The organism is Rhodococcus sp. KRD162, from assembly GCF_017168335.1.
In the GTDB taxonomy this organism is placed as follows: Bacteria; Actinomycetota; Actinomycetes; order Mycobacteriales; family Mycobacteriaceae; genus Rhodococcoides.
The window spans coordinates 419,670-436,804 of record NZ_JABFAU010000013.1; the positions used below are offsets into that span (position 1 = coordinate 419,670).

The 17,135-nt window shown below is 64.5% G+C and carries 17 protein-coding genes and 2 pseudogenes; 13 read left to right on the plus strand and 6 right to left on the minus strand.

What is annotated here, in order from left to right; genetic code table 11:
• Nucleotides 1–30: 30 nt before the first annotated feature.
• Both J1M87_RS19100 and J1M87_RS19105 read left to right on the plus strand, forming a co-directional pair.
• On the plus strand, nt 31–1,236 hold the full coding sequence (locus tag J1M87_RS19100) for an FAD/NAD(P)-binding oxidoreductase (protein WP_206491142.1): 1,206 nt from the start codon (nt 31–33) through the stop codon (nt 1,234–1,236).
• Nucleotides 1,233–1,571: a hypothetical protein gene (locus J1M87_RS19105; protein WP_241257131.1), complete on the plus strand. Its 339-nt coding sequence runs from the start codon at nt 1,233–1,235 to the stop codon at nt 1,569–1,571. The genes J1M87_RS19100 and J1M87_RS19105 overlap by 4 nt, the downstream gene beginning before the upstream one ends.
• Nucleotides 1,572–1,768: 197 nt before the next feature.
• Here the strand turns inward: J1M87_RS19105 and J1M87_RS19110 are convergent, their stop codons facing one another.
• Together J1M87_RS19110 and J1M87_RS19115 are read right to left on the minus strand one after the other, a co-directional pair.
• The gene (locus tag J1M87_RS19110) at nt 1,769–2,032 is read right to left on the minus strand and encodes a metal-sensitive transcriptional regulator (protein WP_042938034.1); all 264 of its coding nucleotides are present in this window, start codon (nt 2,030–2,032) and stop codon (nt 1,769–1,771) included.
• Nucleotides 2,033–2,190: 158 nt separating this feature from the next.
• Entirely contained in the window at nt 2,191–4,371 is a 2,181-nt protein-coding gene (locus tag J1M87_RS19115; protein WP_206491143.1) for an MMPL family transporter, read from the minus strand.
• Between the two features lie 134 nt (nt 4,372–4,505).
• On the opposite strand from J1M87_RS19115, the gene J1M87_RS19120 reads away from it, so the two are divergent.
• The 6 genes and pseudogenes from J1M87_RS19120 (at nt 4,506) to J1M87_RS19145 (ending at nt 8,142) form a co-directional block, all read left to right on the plus strand.
• Nucleotides 4,506–4,751, plus strand: coding sequence for a DUF2892 domain-containing protein (locus J1M87_RS19120; RefSeq protein WP_206491144.1), 246 nt, complete (start codon nt 4,506–4,508; stop codon nt 4,749–4,751).
• A complete protein-coding gene (locus J1M87_RS19125; RefSeq protein WP_206491145.1) occupies nt 4,748–5,179 on the plus strand; it encodes a DUF5313 family protein in 432 nt (143 codons plus the stop codon). Before J1M87_RS19120 ends, J1M87_RS19125 begins: the two co-directional genes overlap by 4 nt.
• Before the next feature lie 81 nt (nt 5,180–5,260).
• Nucleotides 5,261–5,818: a class I SAM-dependent methyltransferase gene (locus J1M87_RS19130; protein WP_241257132.1), complete on the plus strand. Its 558-nt coding sequence runs from the start codon at nt 5,261–5,263 to the stop codon at nt 5,816–5,818.
• A 204-nt stretch (nt 5,819–6,022) separates the two neighbouring features.
• Nucleotides 6,023–6,253, plus strand: a pseudogene (locus J1M87_RS19135) (hypothetical protein); the annotation flags it as partial.
• Nucleotides 6,254–6,384: 131 nt separating this feature from the next.
• Complete coding sequence (locus J1M87_RS19140) at nt 6,385–7,716, plus strand: MCE family protein (protein ID WP_206491147.1); 1,332 nt, start codon at nt 6,385–6,387, stop codon at nt 7,714–7,716.
• 66 nt (nt 7,717–7,782) lie between these two features.
• Nucleotides 7,783–8,142 carry an STAS domain-containing protein gene (locus tag J1M87_RS19145; protein ID WP_206491148.1) on the plus strand — a complete coding sequence of 120 codons (360 nt, stop codon included), beginning with the start codon at nt 7,783–7,785 and terminating at the stop codon, nt 8,140–8,142.
• On the opposite strand, the gene J1M87_RS19150 is transcribed toward J1M87_RS19145, so the two are convergent.
• Nucleotides 8,119–9,303, minus strand: a complete 1,185-nt coding sequence (locus J1M87_RS19150) for a SpoIIE family protein phosphatase (RefSeq protein WP_307830861.1) — start codon at nt 9,301–9,303, stop codon at nt 8,119–8,121. The genes J1M87_RS19145 and J1M87_RS19150 overlap by 24 nt on opposite strands.
• A complete protein-coding gene (locus J1M87_RS19155) occupies nt 9,300–10,100 on the minus strand; it encodes an alpha/beta fold hydrolase (RefSeq protein ID WP_206491149.1) in 801 nt (266 codons plus the stop codon). Before J1M87_RS19155 ends, J1M87_RS19150 begins: the two co-directional genes overlap by 4 nt.
• A gap of 87 nt (nt 10,101–10,187) precedes the next feature.
• Between J1M87_RS19155 and J1M87_RS19160 the strand changes: the two genes are divergently transcribed.
• On the plus strand, nt 10,188–11,240 hold the full coding sequence (locus J1M87_RS19160; protein ID WP_206491150.1) for an NAD(P)H-binding protein: 1,053 nt from the start codon (nt 10,188–10,190) through the stop codon (nt 11,238–11,240).
• On the opposite strand, the pseudogene J1M87_RS19165 reads toward J1M87_RS19160, so the two are convergent.
• A pseudogene (locus J1M87_RS19165) lies at nt 11,237–12,289 on the minus strand (amidase); the annotation flags it as partial. The gene J1M87_RS19160 and the pseudogene J1M87_RS19165 overlap by 4 nt on opposite strands.
• Here J1M87_RS19165 and J1M87_RS19170 point away from each other — a divergent pair.
• Genes J1M87_RS19170 through J1M87_RS19180 form a run of 3 tightly spaced genes read left to right on the plus strand, consistent with a single transcriptional unit; the run spans nt 12,274 to nt 14,967 of the window.
• Nucleotides 12,274–13,377 carry an aromatic ring-hydroxylating dioxygenase subunit alpha gene (locus tag J1M87_RS19170; protein WP_206491151.1) on the plus strand — a complete coding sequence of 368 codons (1,104 nt, stop codon included), beginning with the start codon at nt 12,274–12,276 and terminating at the stop codon, nt 13,375–13,377. The pseudogene J1M87_RS19165 and the gene J1M87_RS19170 sit on opposite strands and share 16 nt — an antisense overlap.
• A 41-nt stretch (nt 13,378–13,418) precedes the next feature.
• Nucleotides 13,419–14,111 (plus strand): GntR family transcriptional regulator, encoded by a 693-nt coding sequence (locus J1M87_RS19175; protein WP_206491152.1) that lies wholly within the window; start codon nt 13,419–13,421, stop codon nt 14,109–14,111.
• Nucleotides 14,112–14,163: 52 nt separating this feature from the next.
• Entirely contained in the window at nt 14,164–14,967 is an 804-nt protein-coding gene (locus J1M87_RS19180; RefSeq protein WP_206491153.1) for an IclR family transcriptional regulator, read from the plus strand.
• Here J1M87_RS19180 and J1M87_RS19185 read toward each other — a convergent pair.
• A complete protein-coding gene (locus J1M87_RS19185) occupies nt 14,937–15,812 on the minus strand; it encodes a bifunctional methylenetetrahydrofolate dehydrogenase/methenyltetrahydrofolate cyclohydrolase (protein WP_206491154.1) in 876 nt (291 codons plus the stop codon). The genes J1M87_RS19180 and J1M87_RS19185 overlap by 31 nt on opposite strands.
• A 110-nt stretch (nt 15,813–15,922) precedes the next feature.
• Between J1M87_RS19185 and J1M87_RS19190 the strand changes: the two genes are divergently transcribed.
• Nucleotides 15,923–16,381 carry a hypothetical protein gene (locus tag J1M87_RS19190; RefSeq protein ID WP_206491155.1) on the plus strand — a complete coding sequence of 153 codons (459 nt, stop codon included), beginning with the start codon at nt 15,923–15,925 and terminating at the stop codon, nt 16,379–16,381.
• Nucleotides 16,382–17,135: the final 754 nt, after the last annotated feature.

Here is a 17,135-nt window from a genome sequence, read left to right on the forward strand (position 1 = left end):
CCGAGCTCGTGTCACGAACAGGAGGACCACATGTCCGCGCACACCATCGACCACAAGGTCGCCATCATCGGTGGCGGCAACGCGGGTATCTCGCTCGCGGCACGTCTGCGGCGAGCAGGAATGACCGACATCGGCGTCATCGAGCCGGCAGAGACCCACTACTACCAACCGCTGTGGACCCTCGTCGGTGGTGGCCGCGCCCCGGCCGCGGAAAGTGCGCGCAGCGAGGCGTCGGTGATGCCGCAGGGCGTCGGCTGGATCAAGGATCGAGCAGAGGGGGTCGACCCCGATGCCCAGACGGTCAGCACCTCCTCGGGAACCACCGTGCACTACGACCACCTGGTGGTGTGCCCCGGTATTCAACTGGACTGGGACTCCGTTCCCGGCATGGCCGAATCGATCGACACCCCGCAGGTCTCGAGCAACTATCGCTACGATCTCGCACCCAAGACGTGGCAGATGATCCAGAAGATGCGTTCGGGCACCGCCGTGTTCACGATGCCCTCCGGCCCCATCAAATGCGCGGGTGCGCCACAGAAGATCGCGTACCTCGCGGCCGACTACTGGCGCGAGCAGGGCGTGCTCGACGCCATCCGAGTTGTCCTCGTCCTGCCCACGCCCGGAATGTTCGGGGTGCCGGTCTTCGCCGAGGAGCTCGAGCGGGTGATAGCGCGCTACGGCATCGAGGTGCGTAAGAACAGCGAGGTCACCGCCGTCGATCCCGACGGCCGCTCGGTGACGATCACCGACAATGCTGCGGGAGTGAGCGAAGAGCTACCCTACGACCTGCTCCACGTCGTACCGCGCCAATCCGCACCGGACTGGATCAAGGCCAGCCCCATAGCGGACCCCGACAACCCCGCCGGATACGTACAGATCGACAAGAACACTCTGCGGCACAACAGATTCGGCAACATCTTCGCCCTCGGTGACGCCGGATCCTCGCCGAATTCCAAGACCGGTGCCGCCATCCGCAAGCAAGCACCCGTGGTCGCCGAGAACCTGCAGGCGAGCATCGCCGGCCGTCCGCTGACCGCGCAGTACGGCGGCTACGCGTCCTGCCCCCTGACGACCTCACGTAACACAATGCTTCTCGCCGAATTCGACTACACGATGCAGCCCGCACCCTCTATCCCGTTCATCGACACCACCCACGAACGCCGCGACATGTGGTTCCTGAAGAGGCGCGGTCTGCCGGCGCTGTATTGGAACGCCATCCTCACCGGCCGAGCGTGAGCGATAGACCGCCGCACAGCCATGACCGCGAGGGCGACCTGAGCCACTATCGGTCGGTGTTCGAGGCCATCGAACGACGCGTGATACCCGAGGTGGTGATTACCCGGCTCACGCCGCATCTGCTCGTTCTGGCGTCGGCGGCCGTAGCCGGAATCGTTCTTCCGCACACAGGCGCAGCGCACGGGTACGACGTTCTTCTTCGCACCGCGCGCGCCGATGCGGAATCAGCTGGGGTCTTGGCGACGCTGTTCACTGCATTCAGCGTCACGTTCACCGTTAGGTGGCCTCGATCGCGCGTCTGGTTCGGCGGTTCCGTTGGGCCGCTTTGGCATTAGCGGGCAACGGCGTCACTATGGTGTTCGGTGTGCTCGCGGCAATCACTGGCTCCGGATGCGGCGTACACGGGGCCGTCGATAGGGCTGTATCTGGGTGCCGCGGCAGCCGTGCTGTCCACAGCGCTATGGGCCCGTGCGGTGTTCACCCACCCGCACGGACCCCGCTGACCTGATTCCGGCCGACTGCTGCGCCGACCTCAGGCGAGGGCGAGAAACAGCTTCTCGAGCTCCGCTTCACTCATCTTCTCGCCCGTTTCCGCCCCCGTGATGCACTCGCGGAGCCCGGTGGCGACGATCTTGAACCCGGCCCGGTCGAGCGCCTTCGACACCGCAGCCAACTGGGTGACGACGTCCTTGCAGTCACGGCCACTTTCGATCATGGCGATCACGCCTGACAGCTGGCCCTGCGCACGCCGTAGGCGGTTCAATACCAATGCGATGCTTTCGGTATCACCGGTCATGTCCATCAATCCTTCGTTCGAGTAACCCCAGGTTACCCCCTGGGGTAACGGACGGTGAAGGCTCGAGCACACCACGCTCGCCCACCACCGTCCGAGTCTCAGCCGTCCGAGTGTCAGCTGTCCGAGTCTCAGCCGTCCGAGTCTCAGCCGTCCGAGCGTCAGCCGTGCGAGAAGCCGATCTTCGGCAACACCGCACGCAGCCACGCGGGGGACCACCACGCGGCGTGACCGGTCAGGCGCAGGAGTACCGGCAGCAGGACCAATCTGATCAAAATCGCGTCCAACAGTACGGCCACACCCAGAATGATTCCCATCTCCTTGGGAGGCAGCGGCTGGGCGAGCGCGAACGAGAAGAACACCGCGACCATCACCGCTGCCGCAGCAAAGATCACCCGCCCCGAATGCGCCATCCCGTCGACCTGCGACCCGTGCGGATCATCGGTGTTCTCGTAGTGCTCCTTGACGCTCGACAGCAGAAACACCGTGTAGTCCATCGCAATCGCGAAGATCATCGCGAAGAAGAACACCGGGCCCCAGCCGTTCAGGAAGCCCTGCGGGGTGAAACCGAGCAACGACGCGCCGTGCCCGTCCTGGAAGATCAGCTTCGCGACACCGAACGCCGCACCGGTCGACAGCAAACTCACCACAGTGCCGAGCAAGGCGATCAGTGGTGCCTGCAGCGCGATCAGCAGCAACAGGAATCCGAGCACCAGAATGACCGACACCACGATGGGCAGATAGTCGTTCAACGCGGTCTGCAGGTCCAGGTTCTCCGCGGGTGCACCGCCGACGATCGCGCCCTCGGGCAGCTCGGCACGCAGTGTGTCGAGAGTGGCCGCGAGTGCCGGGTCGGACGGGTCGACGTCCGGAATGGCCTGCAGCATGACGTAATCGGAGCCGTCCATCGCGGGCATCGGCGGCGTCACCATCGACACGCCGTCCACGCTCGCGGCGATCTGCGCGGTCTGCTCCGCTTCGGAAGCCGGAGCGATGATCTGCAACATGCCCGGGGCACCCTCACCCATCTGCGCCTGCACCAGTTCATAGCCCTGCCGCACCGGGGCGTCCTCGGGCACCACCGAAATCGACGGCATGGCGACCTTGAGGCCGAACACCGGGAGCGTCAGCGCCACCAGAATCAGCAGCGCACCGATGGCGAACGGCCACGGATACTTGTGCAGCACCCGACCCCAGGAGGCGAACTTCGGCGAGCGATGCTCCTGCCGCTTCGCGAAAGGCAGGGAAGCAGCATTGACCTTGGGGCCGAGCTTGCCCAGCACCGCGGGAAGCAACGTGAGGGTGGCAGCAAGAACGAAGATCACCGCGAGCATGATGCCCACGGCCATCGTGCGCACCGCCGGGGCCGGTACCAGCAGCACGGCAGAGAGGCTGATCAGCACCGTCAGACCGGACAGGGCAACGGCTTTGCCTGCGGTGTCCATCGTTTCGGCCACCGCACGCCGAGCATCCATCTGTCCGGCGTCGATGGTCTTACGGAGGGCCTCGCGAAACCGCACGACGAGGAACAGTGCGTAGTCGATACCCAGAGCCAAAGCGAACATCAGCGCAAAGTTCATCGCCCACACCGAGATCGGTGTGACCTCGTTCAGCAGCACCAGAGCACCCGCCGATGCGACCAGGCCCGCCAGCGTCAGCAGCAGCGGTAGTCCGGCGGCGACGAGTGAACCGAAAGCGAGCACCATGATCGCCAATGTGACCGGCCAGGAGATGATTTCGGCCTTGATCATCGCGTCGTGATTGGCCTTGTTGAAATCACTCCACAGCGCCGACGCTCCGGTCGGGTACACCTCGATCGAGTCCGTGGAGGCGCCGGTCAGCTCGCCCTTGAGATCGTCGACCGCCTTGACCATCTCGTCGGTGGTCCCGTTCGCCCCACCGATGATGATTCCGGTGCGCCCGTCGGGACTGATCGACATTCCCGGCTGCGGGGCGATGACCTCGGAAATCCGCGGGTCGCCGGCCAGAATGTCGGTGACCTCGGAGATGACGGCCTGGACGGCTGGATCCGACACCTGCTCGGTGTCCGAATGCACGACCACCTGGATCGCCGCCGAGGAGTTCCCGCCGAAATGCTCCTGAGCCAGCTCGCGAACCTGGACCGACTCCGATCCGTTGGCCTGCCAACCAGCACCGGCGAGAGACCCGAACACCGACGGCGCGAAGGCACCCAGTCCGATGATCACCACCAGCCACGCGGTCACCACCCACTTGAAATTGCCGGCCATGCGCGCACCGAACCGCGCCAACGGCCCGCCGGTGATGTCCGGCGGCGAACTGTCGGCCGAACTCTCGTCGGTTCGAACGTCCGTAGAACTCACTGTGTGTCCTTACTGGTCGGGAAGATGAAGGAACCGTAGCACGGTACCCCATGGGGTATAGTGGGTGATAATTACTACCCCCTGGGGTATACATGTGGTGCCGCACCACACTCACAGAATTGAGACTCGACCTCATGTCATGCACCGACACCCTCATCGGTCCGGGCGGACCGAGTATCGAACGCGCAGTCCCCGCGCTGGCGGGCACCATGATCCTCGCCAGCCTCGCCGCCGGTTCCGTGCACAACCGCCGCTGGCATGCCCTGACAGCATTCGTCGGCGGGAATCTACTGCTGTACTCGGCAGTCGGATGGTGCCCGAGCAGCTTGGCAATGAGGCGGCTGGGGATGCGCCAGAGCACAGTGACCCCGGCCCGATGAACCGCCACAGGGCCCGCCCGACACCGTGGCAGTGGGTCGGCTACGCCTTCGGCCGCACTCTTCCCTCGACCATGACGGACTGGGTGGCCCACGATCTGACGGGTGATCACGCCGTCGTTCGGCACCTGATTCGCGGCCAGGTTCCGTTTCTTCCCATCTACGCCGTGTTCATGTTCTTTCCGGGTGAGCTGTGGTTGCGTGGTTCCATGGTGCTCCTGGCGGTCCTGCTCTCGATGTTCTTCACCGCCTCGTACATGGAAGAGAATCGGCAACGCCGCCTCGTGCGGCACATGCTGCCCCGTGACCTGACGAACCCCCGCAAAGCGGAGAAATCGGAACTGGTCAAGAAGCGTTATCTCGCGGCTCACCCCGGGTCCGAAGCCTCCCGCACCGACGCGGCACCCATCGCGCCTGCCCGGGAGCACTGAGCGATGGTTGTCGATCCAACGCACCGCCTCGCCCGGTGGCAGCGATTTTGGGACAAGCAAGCGGCCGGCTATGACAAGCACATGACCATCCTCGACCGAGTCCTCTTCCGCGACACAAGGTCTTGGATCTGCAGTCGCGCCCGAGGCCAGGTTCTCGAGGTCGCAGTGGGAACGGGACTCAATCTCGAGCACTACCCGGCAGGGACATCGTTGACCGGAATCGAGCTGAGCCCGGACATGCTCGCGCAGGCGCATACTCGCGCCGCCGACGTCAGACCCGACGCTTACCTGACTCTCGGGGACGCTCACGCACTGGACTTTCCCGATGCATCCTTCGACACCGTGGTGTGCACGTTCTCGCTCTGCGCCATCCCCGCCACGGACATTGCGCTCGCGGAAATGTCGCGAGTGCTGCGTCCAGGTGGAACGTTGCTCCTCGCCGATCACGTCGCCTCATCGATCCGGCCGGTTCGCTGGATCCAACGCGGCCTGGAACTGGTGAGCATCCCGGTCGGTGGAGAGCATTTTCTGCGCCGACCCTCGCTCACGATCTCTGGTGACGAGACCTTCTCCATCGAGGACATCGATCGGTTCACCCTCGGTCTCGTCGAGCGTCTTCACGCCCGAAAGGTGTCCTGAACAGGCGAGGACGATAGCCGCGGCACGAACGGCCGACCACACTCCGGCACTTCTGCCTCGACGAACTCGTCAAGCCGCTTCAACAGCGCATCCGCACGATCTTCGACATCGTCGAGAGTCGAGCCGACGCCACCCGAGTAGCTCGTGTTTCTCCCGGCGTGCCCGAGTCCTGTGTTCGCAATAGCCGGTGCGGTCGGTCAGTGCGGCCGAAATCCGCACAGCATGGTTGCCGACGGCGGCATCTGCTCATGGGCCAGTCCCGTCCACGACGTTCGAGGTCTCGCTCTGGGCGTCCTGACCAACTCGCAGACGGCGTACCTCATTCATCCCGAACACGGAGCCACCGGAATCGTGCCGGGTCGATACGTCATCGGCCGTCAGCGTGAAGGTGGACGGGGTGACTGGTTCCATTCCACTCAGCTGGTAGCAGCCTGACAAGGCGTGACACACATCACACTTCGACCGAAGTGCTAGGTCCATCTCACAAACCGATCTTCGGTAGTAAGTGTGACGCTGTGTACCACTAAGGTTCGCGGCATGGCTGTTGTCGTCGTCTCGACTCTGCAATGACCGGCTCCCCCTCGCCGGTGCAGAACCGACTCCTCGGAATCACTCTCGTCGTGCTCATCGTCGTCTTCGTCGGGTGGTCCATCACCTCGTACAACAAGACGTTCGCGAACGTGGTGACCGTCTCGCTCGAGACCGATTCCGTCGGCAACGCACTTCCCCGCAACGCTGATGTCAAAGTTCGCGGCCTGATCGTCGGTGAAGTGCGATCGGCGACGACGGCCGGGGGCGTGGTCACCTCGGAGTTGGCCATCGAACCGGACATGGCCGAGATGATTCCGTCGAACGCCACCGCGCGACTGCTACCGAAAACGCTGTTCGGCGAGCGGTACGTCGCCTTGGTGTTACCGGAGGGCAGACCCGGGGCACCGATCACCGAGGGCACGGTATTGAAGCAGGATCGCAGCGGCAACGCCATCGAGGTCGGACAGGTACTCGACGGCCTGTTGCCGCTGCTCCAGGCCGTGCCGCCGGAGAACCTGGCCAACACTCTCGGCGCGCTGGCGCAGGGTCTGAGCGGTCGCGGCGAGCAACTCGGCCTCACGATCGACAGACTCGAGAGCATCTTCGCCGGGCTCGACACCGAGTTGCCCGCAATCCAGGAGGACCTGCGCGGACTCGCCGACTTCTCGCAGACCTACTCCGATGCGGCTCCCGAGCTGATCAATGCCTTGGACAACCTGCGGACCACCGGCAACACCATCGTCCAGAAGCGGCCTGCCCTCGAGACGCTGTACTCCTCGCTGACGTCGGCCTCGGGCACGACCGCCGACTTCCTCGACGCCAACTCGGCGGATGTCATCGGGCTGGCCGCGAACTCTCGCGAAGCACTCGAGGTCCTCGCCCAGTTCTCTCCGGCCGTCGGCTGCACCGTCGCCCAGTTCGCGGAGGGTGCCCGGCGCGGCAGAATCGTCACCGGCGTCGGCGACGAGTACCCCGGCATCAATGTCTCGATGCCGTTGGTCAACCCGAAGGGTCGGTACCTGCCGAACCAGGACGAACCGCGATTGTTCGAGCAGGAGCGCGGGCCGACCTGCTACTCCTCCCTCGACCGCTCGGCGGGCGAGTACTTCCCGCAGTACCCCGGCGGCTCCCCCAACGACGGCTCGTACCAGGTGCCGTCGAGAAACCCCGGGGAACAGGACACTTCGGCACTTCCGGTTCCGCAGTTTTCCCCCGTGCCCGCCTCCTACGCGGGGTCGGTCACCGAGCAGCAGACCTTGGCCGTCGTCTACGGTGGGGCCACCGGAATCGATCCCGCCGCGGTGCCGTCCTGGACGACGACGCTCGGCGCACCCGCACTCAGGGGAACGCAGGTCACCTTCCGGTAGTAACTACTGATTGAATGGTTCGCAACCCCGCCGACGAGCGCGACGGGTACAGATTCAGGAGTACAGATGCCAGCCGACAGCAACACCGCCGGATTCTCGATTCAGTCCAGCAACGATGGCCATGTGGCCGTCGTCGCGGTCGCCGGCGAACTCGATGTCACGACCGCACCGGCCCTCGCCACCGCGATCGACCAACAGGTCGCATCGACGCCCTCGGCATTGATCGTAGATCTCTCGGCCGTGTCGTTCCTGGCCTCGGCCGCGATGACGGTGCTGGCCACGACGCAGAAGGACCACGGGGACACACTTGCGTACTCCGTCGTCGCCGACGGTCCCACCACCAGTCGTCCGATCAAGCTGATGGGGCTGGATCAGGAATTCGCCCTGCACGCGGACCTGGAGTCAGCTCTCGCCGCCCTGGACTGAGGGAGCTGTCGACGCAGAGGGCACTGCCGACGCAGGGGGAACGCCCAGCGCCATCAGCGCGACATCGTCGACGAGACCGTCGCCGAAGCTGTTCAACAGCGTTTGCAAGTTGTCGATCAGTGCGGCCGGAGCAGTGGGGGCATGCTCGGTTGCGAACTCCAGCAGCGCGCCCTCGTCGTCGAAGCGTCCTCGGCCCACCCTCGCCTCGGTGAGACCATCGGTGTACAGCATCAACGTATCTCCCGCATTCAACGTCACGGTGGTCGATACGAACCGCGCGTTGCGGAGCAGTCCCACCAGCTGACCGCCGGTCATGTGGACGTAGTGCGCGGTGCCGTCGGCGCGGATCACCAACGGAGGCGGATGGCCGCCGTTGGCCATGCACACCTCGAATCCGCCGGCCGACCGGCACAGCACTCCGAACACCGCAGTGCAGAACTGTGCGTTGTTGTCACGAAACTCTTGACGCAGAACCGAATCCAGATTGTGCAGCACTGCCACTGGGTCGTTGTCGTAGACCGCGGCCGCACGCAGCGTGTACCGCGTCAACGAGGTCACCGCTGCAGCGGCCGCGCCCTTGCCGCACACGTCCCCGAGGAAAAAACCCCATCGGTCCTCGGACAACGGGAACAGATCGTAGAAGTCGCCGCCCAGCTCGTCACCGGAGGCCGCGTGATAGTGCGCAGCGGCCGTCATCCCCGACGGAGGCAGCAGCGCGGGCGGCAACAGCGACCGCTGCAGCGTCCTGGCCAGTAGCTCCGCTCGCGTGCGGGACTCGAGCAACTCGCGTTCGTAGGTGCGGCGATCCCTCGCATCGAGGGCGGTGATCCGGATCAACAGCGGAACTCCCGCGTCGTCGGCCTTGACATTGGCGGTCATGAAGACCGGTATCCGCCGGCGATCCGAGGTCACGAAATCCAGTGCGATGCCGTCGAGCTGGCCGTTCATCTGCAGGATCGGACCGAAATGCGTCTCGTAATGAATACGTCCGCCCGCAGTGAGCAATCGGGTGAAGTCGGTCCCGATCAACGCGTCGACCTCGAAGCCGAGCCAACCGGCCAGTGTCGCGTTCAGCCTCGCGATGGTCATGTCAGGCAGGACCGACAGGTAGCCGCAGGGAGCGTTCTCGTACAGATCCTCGATGTCGAGGTCGTTGATCACGAGGATCTCACGAACGTCGCAATCGCCTCGGCGGTCCGCTCGGGTTCGGTGATGTGCGGGCAGTGCCCGCTTGCGTCGATGGTCGTCAACGTGGCACCGGCGATGTGGTCGCGTACGTACCTACCGACCTGAGGCGGTGCCAGCGAATCCCGCGCGCAATCGACGATCAGAGTTGGCAGAGCAACCGACGCCAGATCCGCTCGGTTGTCGGCCAAGAAGGTGGCACGGGCGAACACCCGGGCGCATGCCGGATCGGTTCGGCAGAAGCTGGCGGTCCACATGTTCTCCAGATCCGGACGTTCCGGTGCGTTCACGACGACCGGAGCCATCGACGCCGACCAGCCCAGATAATTGCTGTCCAATGATTCGAGCAGTTCGTCGATGTCCTCGGCGCTGAAACCGCCGCGATAGTCGCCGTCGTCGATGTACCGGGGAGAAGGCGTCAGCAACACCAGTTTGGAAAATCGCTCGGGGGCCTTCGGGACCGCGAGAACACCCATCATCGACGCCACCGAGTGGCCGACGAACGTGGCCCCGCGCAGGTCGAGATCTGCGGCGATATCGATGATGTCGTCGGAGTAGGCATCGAGGCCGGCGTACTTCTCGGCGTCCCAGGCCGCCGGGTCCGATGCCCCTGAACCCACATGGTCGAACAGGACGACCCGGAATTCGGGAGCCAAGAGCTCGGTCACCGACCGCCACAGCGTCTGGTCACATCCGAACCCGTGCGCCAGCATGACGACGGGCCCGTCGGCAGCCCCGACGACCCTGACGTTGTTCCTGGTTCGCGCGTTCACCGGGACAGTCTGTCATCTCGCCACGACAGCGGGGAGTGAGACCGCCCCGACCGGGTATGGACACTGTCTACAGAAACGAGAGATGCCATGCGAGTACTGGTCACCGGCGCAACGGGATACATCGGGTCTCGGTTGATCCCGGTGCTTGTCGAACAGGGCCACGACGTCCATGCCGCGATGCGTGACCCGAACAAGAAGTCGCGGTTCGCCTGGGGGGCAAGCGTCACCGCGGTGCATTTCGACCTCGACGAGCACGACAGCTTCGATACTGCGACGGCGAACGTCGATGCCGTCGTCTATCTCGTGCACTCGATGGACGAGGGAGACTTCGTCGAGAAGGATCGACACGCTGCACAGTCCATGGCCGCGGCGGCCGAACGCAACGGTGTCGGCCGGATCGTCTACCTGTCCGGCCTCATCCCCGACGACGGCGCGCCGCTGTCGGACCACCTGCGCTCGCGCCTCCAGGTCGAGGAGGTGTTTCTGGACAGCTCCGTCGACGCGACCGTGCTCCGCGCCGCGATCATCCTCGGTTCCGGATCGACGTCGTTCGAGTTGGTTCGGCGAATGACCGAGCGCATACCGGTGACCCCGATTCCGACGTGGATGCGTAAGCAGGTCCAGCCGATTGCTGTCGGCGATGTGGTGGCCATCATCGGCCGAGCGCTCGGCGGCCAAGCGCGTCCGGGTTCGTTCGACATCGGCGGGACCGAAACGATGAGTTACCCGGATCTGCTCAGGGCCTACGGCAGCGTCGCGGGGTTGCGGCGAGCCCAGATTCCCGTTCCGCTGCTGCCTACCGGATTGGTGGGCCGCGCCGTTGCCGCCATCACCGCGATGCCTCCCGGAACGGTGATCTCGTTGGTGGACAGCCTCACTCACGATATGGTGGTGCGCCGCGGCAACGCGGCCACCGATGTGTTCGCCGATTCCGATACGACGCTGATGAGCGTGCGAGAGGCCTTGCAGCGTGCGATCACCGTGACCGCCGAGGAAGGCACCGATACGCACGCCGATCCCCAGGCGGCCGCCGACACCGATCCGGAGTGGGCAGGCGGGGTGATCGACATCGTGGATGGTCAACTGCGACAACGACCGTCGGGAATCCTGGGCAAAGCCCAGCTCGGCGCGACGCGCTAGCCGATTTCTTCATAGCGGTGCGACCAGGGCGCTGCTCGTTCCAACTGTGCTGCAAGTTGGACGAGCAGACCCTCGCCGCCCAGCGGTGCCGTGAACTGCGCGCCCATCGGCAGGCCGTCCGGGGTCCAGTGAAGCGGTAACGACAGCGCCGGACGTCCGGTGACGTTGGCCAACTGGGTGTAGGGAATCCACGAAATATTGTCGTCGATCATTTGATCGACGATGCCCGTGTGTCGAAGCATCCCCGCAGTTCTACTGCGCAACAACAGCTCCGATGCCAGCTCCAGCGGCCTCGCTAGATCGAATGCGCCGACCTTCGGCGGCAGCTCGGCAATCGTGGGCGTCAGCAGCAGGTCGTACGTCTCGAAATACGTGGCCAGCGCGCGCACATGCACATGCCGCCCCTCTACCGCCTCGAGGTAATCGACCCCACTTGCAGATCTTCCCAGCGCCGCCATGATCCGGGTGTCGCGCTCGAATTTGTCGTCACCACAACCGGTTCGGCGCTTCACCTCGTCCATTTCGTAAGCCAGGTAGGTGAACCAGGCCAGCAGGAATTCGCGATTGAGGCTTGCGTCGTCGTACGGCGGGGCGTCGAGTAGCTCGACGGTGTGCCCGAGGTCCGTCAGTGTGCTCGCCGCCGCTTCCATTGCGGCAACTGCCTGCGGGGCGGGACTGGGATTGACGGACGTGGCCGCGTACATCCCGATGCGTAGCGGCCTCGGGTCGGCGTCCATTCGAGACAGGAAGCTACCGTCTGGATGTGCGGACAGGTACCCGGACGTGGGTTCACCGCCCGCCAACACGTCGAGCATCGCAGCGGTGTCCCGTACCGACCGGGAGACCACACCCTGCACCGCTGCCCCGTGCATCGGCTCTCCGAAAGTGGGTCCCGACGGCACCAGGCCACGGCCCGGCTTGAGGCCCACGAGACCGCAGCACGACGACGGAATGCGAATCGACCCGCCGCCATCACTCGCCCCCGCCACCGCCGCGATGCCCGCAGCAACCGCGGCGGTGGCGGGGGCGAGTGATGGCGGGTCTGATCTCGACCCTGCCCGGTCGGTACTACACCGACCCGGACATCTTCGAGCTCGAGCAGGAGAAGATCTTCGAGGAGCTGTGGATCTGCGCTGTCCGCGCAGCGGATCTGGACAAGCCCGGCTCGTTCCGGACCGTGCAGATCGGCCGCGAGAGCGTCATCATCACGCGCACACGTACCGGTGCCATCAAGGCCTACCTGAACGTCTGCGCGCACCGCGGCGCGCGAATCTGCATGGAGGACAAGGGCGAAGTCAAGCGATCGTTCCAGTGCCCGTACCACGCCTGGACGTACGACCTGGACGGAAAGCTCATCGCTGCACCGAACCTGACCAAGATGCCCGATATCGACCGGGTTCGCTACGGCTTGTCGTCGGTGTCGGTGGAGGAATGGCTCGGATACGTCTGGGTCAATCTCAGTGACAATCCGGCGTCCTTCGACACCACCGTGGTGCAGGACATTCGCGACCGACTCGGTGACGTCGAATCGATCGACCGCTACAAGGTCGAGGATCTCGGTCTCGGCAGGCGCATGAGCTACGACGTCAAGGCGAACTGGAAGCTCATCATCGAGAACTTCATGGAGTGCTACCACTGCGCCACCATTCACCCTGAGCTCACCGAGGTTCTTCCGGAATTCGCCGACGGTTATGCCGCCCAGTACTACGTGGGGCACGGAGCCGAATTCGGTGAATCAGTTCAGGGCTTCACACTCGATGGCACCGCTGGGCACGACTCCATCCCCGGAATCGCACCGGAGCAGGACCGGCGCTACTACGCCATCACTGTCCGGCCGCAGGTGTTCGTCAACCTCGTCCCGGATCACGTGATCATCCATCGGATGTATCCGCTTGCCCCCGATCGCACCCTGGTGGAATGCGATTGGCTGTATCTGCCCGGTGTGGTCGCCTCCGGCCGAGACCTGCAGCACTCGGTGGAGTTGTTCCACCGCGTCAACCTGCAGGACTTCGAGGCGTGTGAACGCTGCCAGCCCGCGATGAGTTCACGTAAGTACCGCGACGGCGGTGTCCTGGTGGGCAGCGAACACCACATCGGCATCTTCCACGACTGGCTCAAGAACCGCATCGAGGGCTGACCGAACCGGTCGTATGTGCGGTACCGATAGGATCGGTACCTATGAGTGTCGAGGTCGCGTCGTCCGGCACCCCCGGTTCTCCGGGGGTGCACGGCGACACGGGGGCGACAATGGCCGACGTCGCGTATTCGGCCATTCGCGACAAATTGATCAAGCTGGCGATCAAACCCGGGGACGCCGTCGTCGAGTCGGCGCTGTCTGCCGAACTCGGTGTGGGCCGCACTCCCGTCCGGGAGGCACTCAAACGGCTCGAATACGAGCGGCTGGTCATCTCGCATTCCCGACGCGGCACCTTCGCGACCTCCATCGAGGTCGCCGACCTGGGGGACATCTCCGAGATTCGCCAGCGGCTCGAACCACTCGCGGCAGCGAAGGCCGCCGCCGCGGCCACCGCGACGCAACGCCAAGTCCTGTGGGGTATGGCCGACCGTACCGAGGAGCTCGAGGCAACGAACCCGAGCCAACACGATCTGATCGAGTGGGATACCGAGGTGCATCGCACCGTGTACCGGCTCGCGTCGAATCCGGTTCTCGAGGATGCGTTGATTCGCTACAGCAATCTTGCGACGCGAATCTTCTGGCTGTTCCTGGATCGGCTGCCCCCACTGGCCGACCACGTCGGTACCCACACCGAGTTGCTGCGCGCGATCGCGGCCGGGGAAGCCGAGAACGCTGCGAGCATCGCGCGGGCGCACGTGACCGAGTTCGACGACGCAGTCCGAGCGGTCATCTAGGTCTCGAGGGGGCACGCCGCCGGGCAAGTGCGTGTTACGTATAGTCGCGGGGATGGCCACTGACGATTCGAACCGCGCCCCGGAAGGTGGCGTCCAGTCGGTCGACCGCGCATTTCGCGTACTCGAGGTCATGGCACGGCTAGGAGAAGCCGGCGTGAGCGCCATCGCCACAGAGATCGGTGTGCACAAGTCCACGGTGTCGCGCCTGCTGACGTCGCTCGAAGAGCACGACATGGTGATGCAGACGCACAACCGCGGCAAGTATCGACTCAGCCTCGGAGTACTTCGGCTGGCCGCCGCAGTCCCCGAGCGGTTGGAGATCACCGAGTACGGTCACGCGATACTCGAGCGCCTGGCGACGAAGCTCGGCGAGACAGTGAACATCGCTGTGCGACGAGCAGATACCGCGGTCCACCTGGATGAGGCCAGAGGACCCAGTTCGGTAGGAACCCACAACTGGATCGGCGAACAGACTCCGCTGCACGCCACGGCGAGCGGCAAGGTGCTGCTGGCCGCTCTCGATCCCGATGGTCGTCGGGCCATGGTCGATTCTCTCGATCTTCATCGGCACACCGAGCACACGGTCACCACCACGGCCGCACTCACGGCCGAGCTCGACGCTGCCGGCTCGCTCGGATACGCGGTGGTCGTCGAAGAATTCGAGACCGGCCTCAACGCCATCGCAGCCCCGATCCTCGATTACACCGGCAAGACGGTCGCCGCCCTGAGCGTCTCCGGTCCGGTGTATCGCTTCGACGAGGCAAGAATGCGGGCCATCGTCCCGGATGTGCTTGCCGCCGCCGCAGAGATCAGCGAGAAGATGGGCTACCGGGAATCGTTCATTCCCTCGACCTGAGCGGCCTCGGCGCACTCGACGACGTTGGTCAACAGCATGGCCCGAGTCATCGGGCCGACTCCGCCCGTTGCACCGCTGAGCCGTCCCGCGATCTGCTCGACGCCCGGATGCACGTCGCCCAGAATTCCTTCGACGGTACGAGTGATTCCCACCGACAGCACCGTCGCTCCGGCGCTGATCCAGTCCGGACGCACCAGGTGTGCAACGCCTGCCGCCGCGATGACGACGTCGGCGGCGCGCGTGTGCGCGGCGGTGTCCACGGTGGCTTCGTGGCACATGGTCACTGTCGCGTGCTCGCTGCGGCGGGTGAGCATCAGCCCCAGCGGGCGGCCGACCGTGATACCGCAACCGATGATGCAGAAGCGGGCACCGGTGATCGGTACATCATGGTGGCGAAGAAGTTCCAGGATTCCGCGCGGGGTGCAGGGCAGCGGCCCATCCATGCCGAGTACGAGCCGGCCCAGGTTCGTCGGGTGCAGGCCGTCGGCGTCTTTACGCGGGTCGATCAGTTCGATCACCCGATGCGTGTCGATGTGCGGCGGAAGTGGCAGCTGAACGATGAAGCCGGTGCACTCCGGGTCGTCATTGAGAGCGTGCACCGCATCTTCGATCTCGCGCTGACTCGCGGTCGCGGGCAACCTGACCTGAATCGAATGCAGCCCCACCTCGGCGCAGTCGCGGTGCTTCGCCGCGACGTAGGAGCGGCTTCCTGGATCCTCACCGACCAGAATTGTGCCGAGGCCGGGCCTGATCCCCTGCTGCGCGAGCCGTTGAACGCGGTGACGCAGGTCGTCCTTGACGATCGCACTCACTGCGTTGCCGTCGATCCTGAGCGCTGTGGTCATGCTGTGGGTTCCTTGGAGTCGGCCGTCATCGTACTGATATATCAACTGTCGATCACAATACGGCGTGCGGCTGCCGCCGGTCAAGAGCAATGACATGAGAGGGTCGAACCATGGAGCCACTGCAGCCGATGCGACCGGTCAGCGTGCAGCAGGACGAGCGAGAGTCTGCACCGTCCTGGAAACTGTGGTGCGCCTATGTCGGTCTCGCAGCGCTGTTCCTGGCATCGATGTGGATCGACGGGGGCTATCGGTGGATCGTCGCCGCCGGAATCTTCATATTCGCGATCGGGGCGGCTCTTTCCATCGCAGCAGCGCGGCGGATCTCACGAGAGAACGCAGGTCGACGCATTCCGTGGATCGGATTCCCGCCAGTGCGTCCGCGCAAGGTCGACCTGCTCGAGACTGTCGGCGCATCGATGACATTGACCGGCGCACTGATGGCGGCGAACAACCTGTCGATTCCATGGCCGATTTTTCTGCCGATCATCGGCTTCGCCTTCATCGCGGTGACTCTATCGGCACAGGCATGGCACAACTATCGGGTCCATCAGGACACCTCCGATCGCTGACGGACTCGGCTGCACACACAGCGCAGCGAAAGATCTGAGCCGATTCCGGTAGTACCCAGCTGGTTCAGTGTGGACCACCCACACGGAGGCCAGGGGCCATTGCGATATCGGTTACTTGCCGGACCGTCAGGACGCGGCCTGCGGATACATCGGCACGACTGCCATCGGTCCTGTACACCCTTACGCGACTACGGTTTTCACCCGACGTGATATCGAGGACGGTACCGTCGGCCAGGGTTCGACGCTCATCGACGAAAGTCAGTGTCCACTGCCTCCGTGGAAAGGGCTAGCCGGTCGGAGCTCAACTGTCGCTGGTTTCGAGCCACTCGGAGTGTGCGCGACGTGGCCCATGCTGGGAGCACTCTCGTACAGGTCACGGGCACTACCCGACCGCCAATCCTCGGCGGCTGCTCCGAACGATCGCCTACCAGTCATGTAACTCATTGCTGGAGAACGACAGTCGATCAACCCCGAACTGGTCGCGCACGAGATGCTGAAAGTAATCGACCGTCGTCCAAGCGAACTGGCGTGGACCCGTGAACGGTTGCGTGTGCCACCCCACCCTGTTTCACTGATGGAGAATCCGAACCAATCGGTCTGACGGGGTTGTGGATGAGTACAGCTACCCGCCTCAGCGTCTGATTGTCGTGATGGAACAACCACAATCCAGCGTGACCGGTGCGCGGGATCCCTTCTGAATGCGAGGAATTGACGGTGAATTTTCCGAGCGGGAGATGGTGGGTTCTCTTCTGGT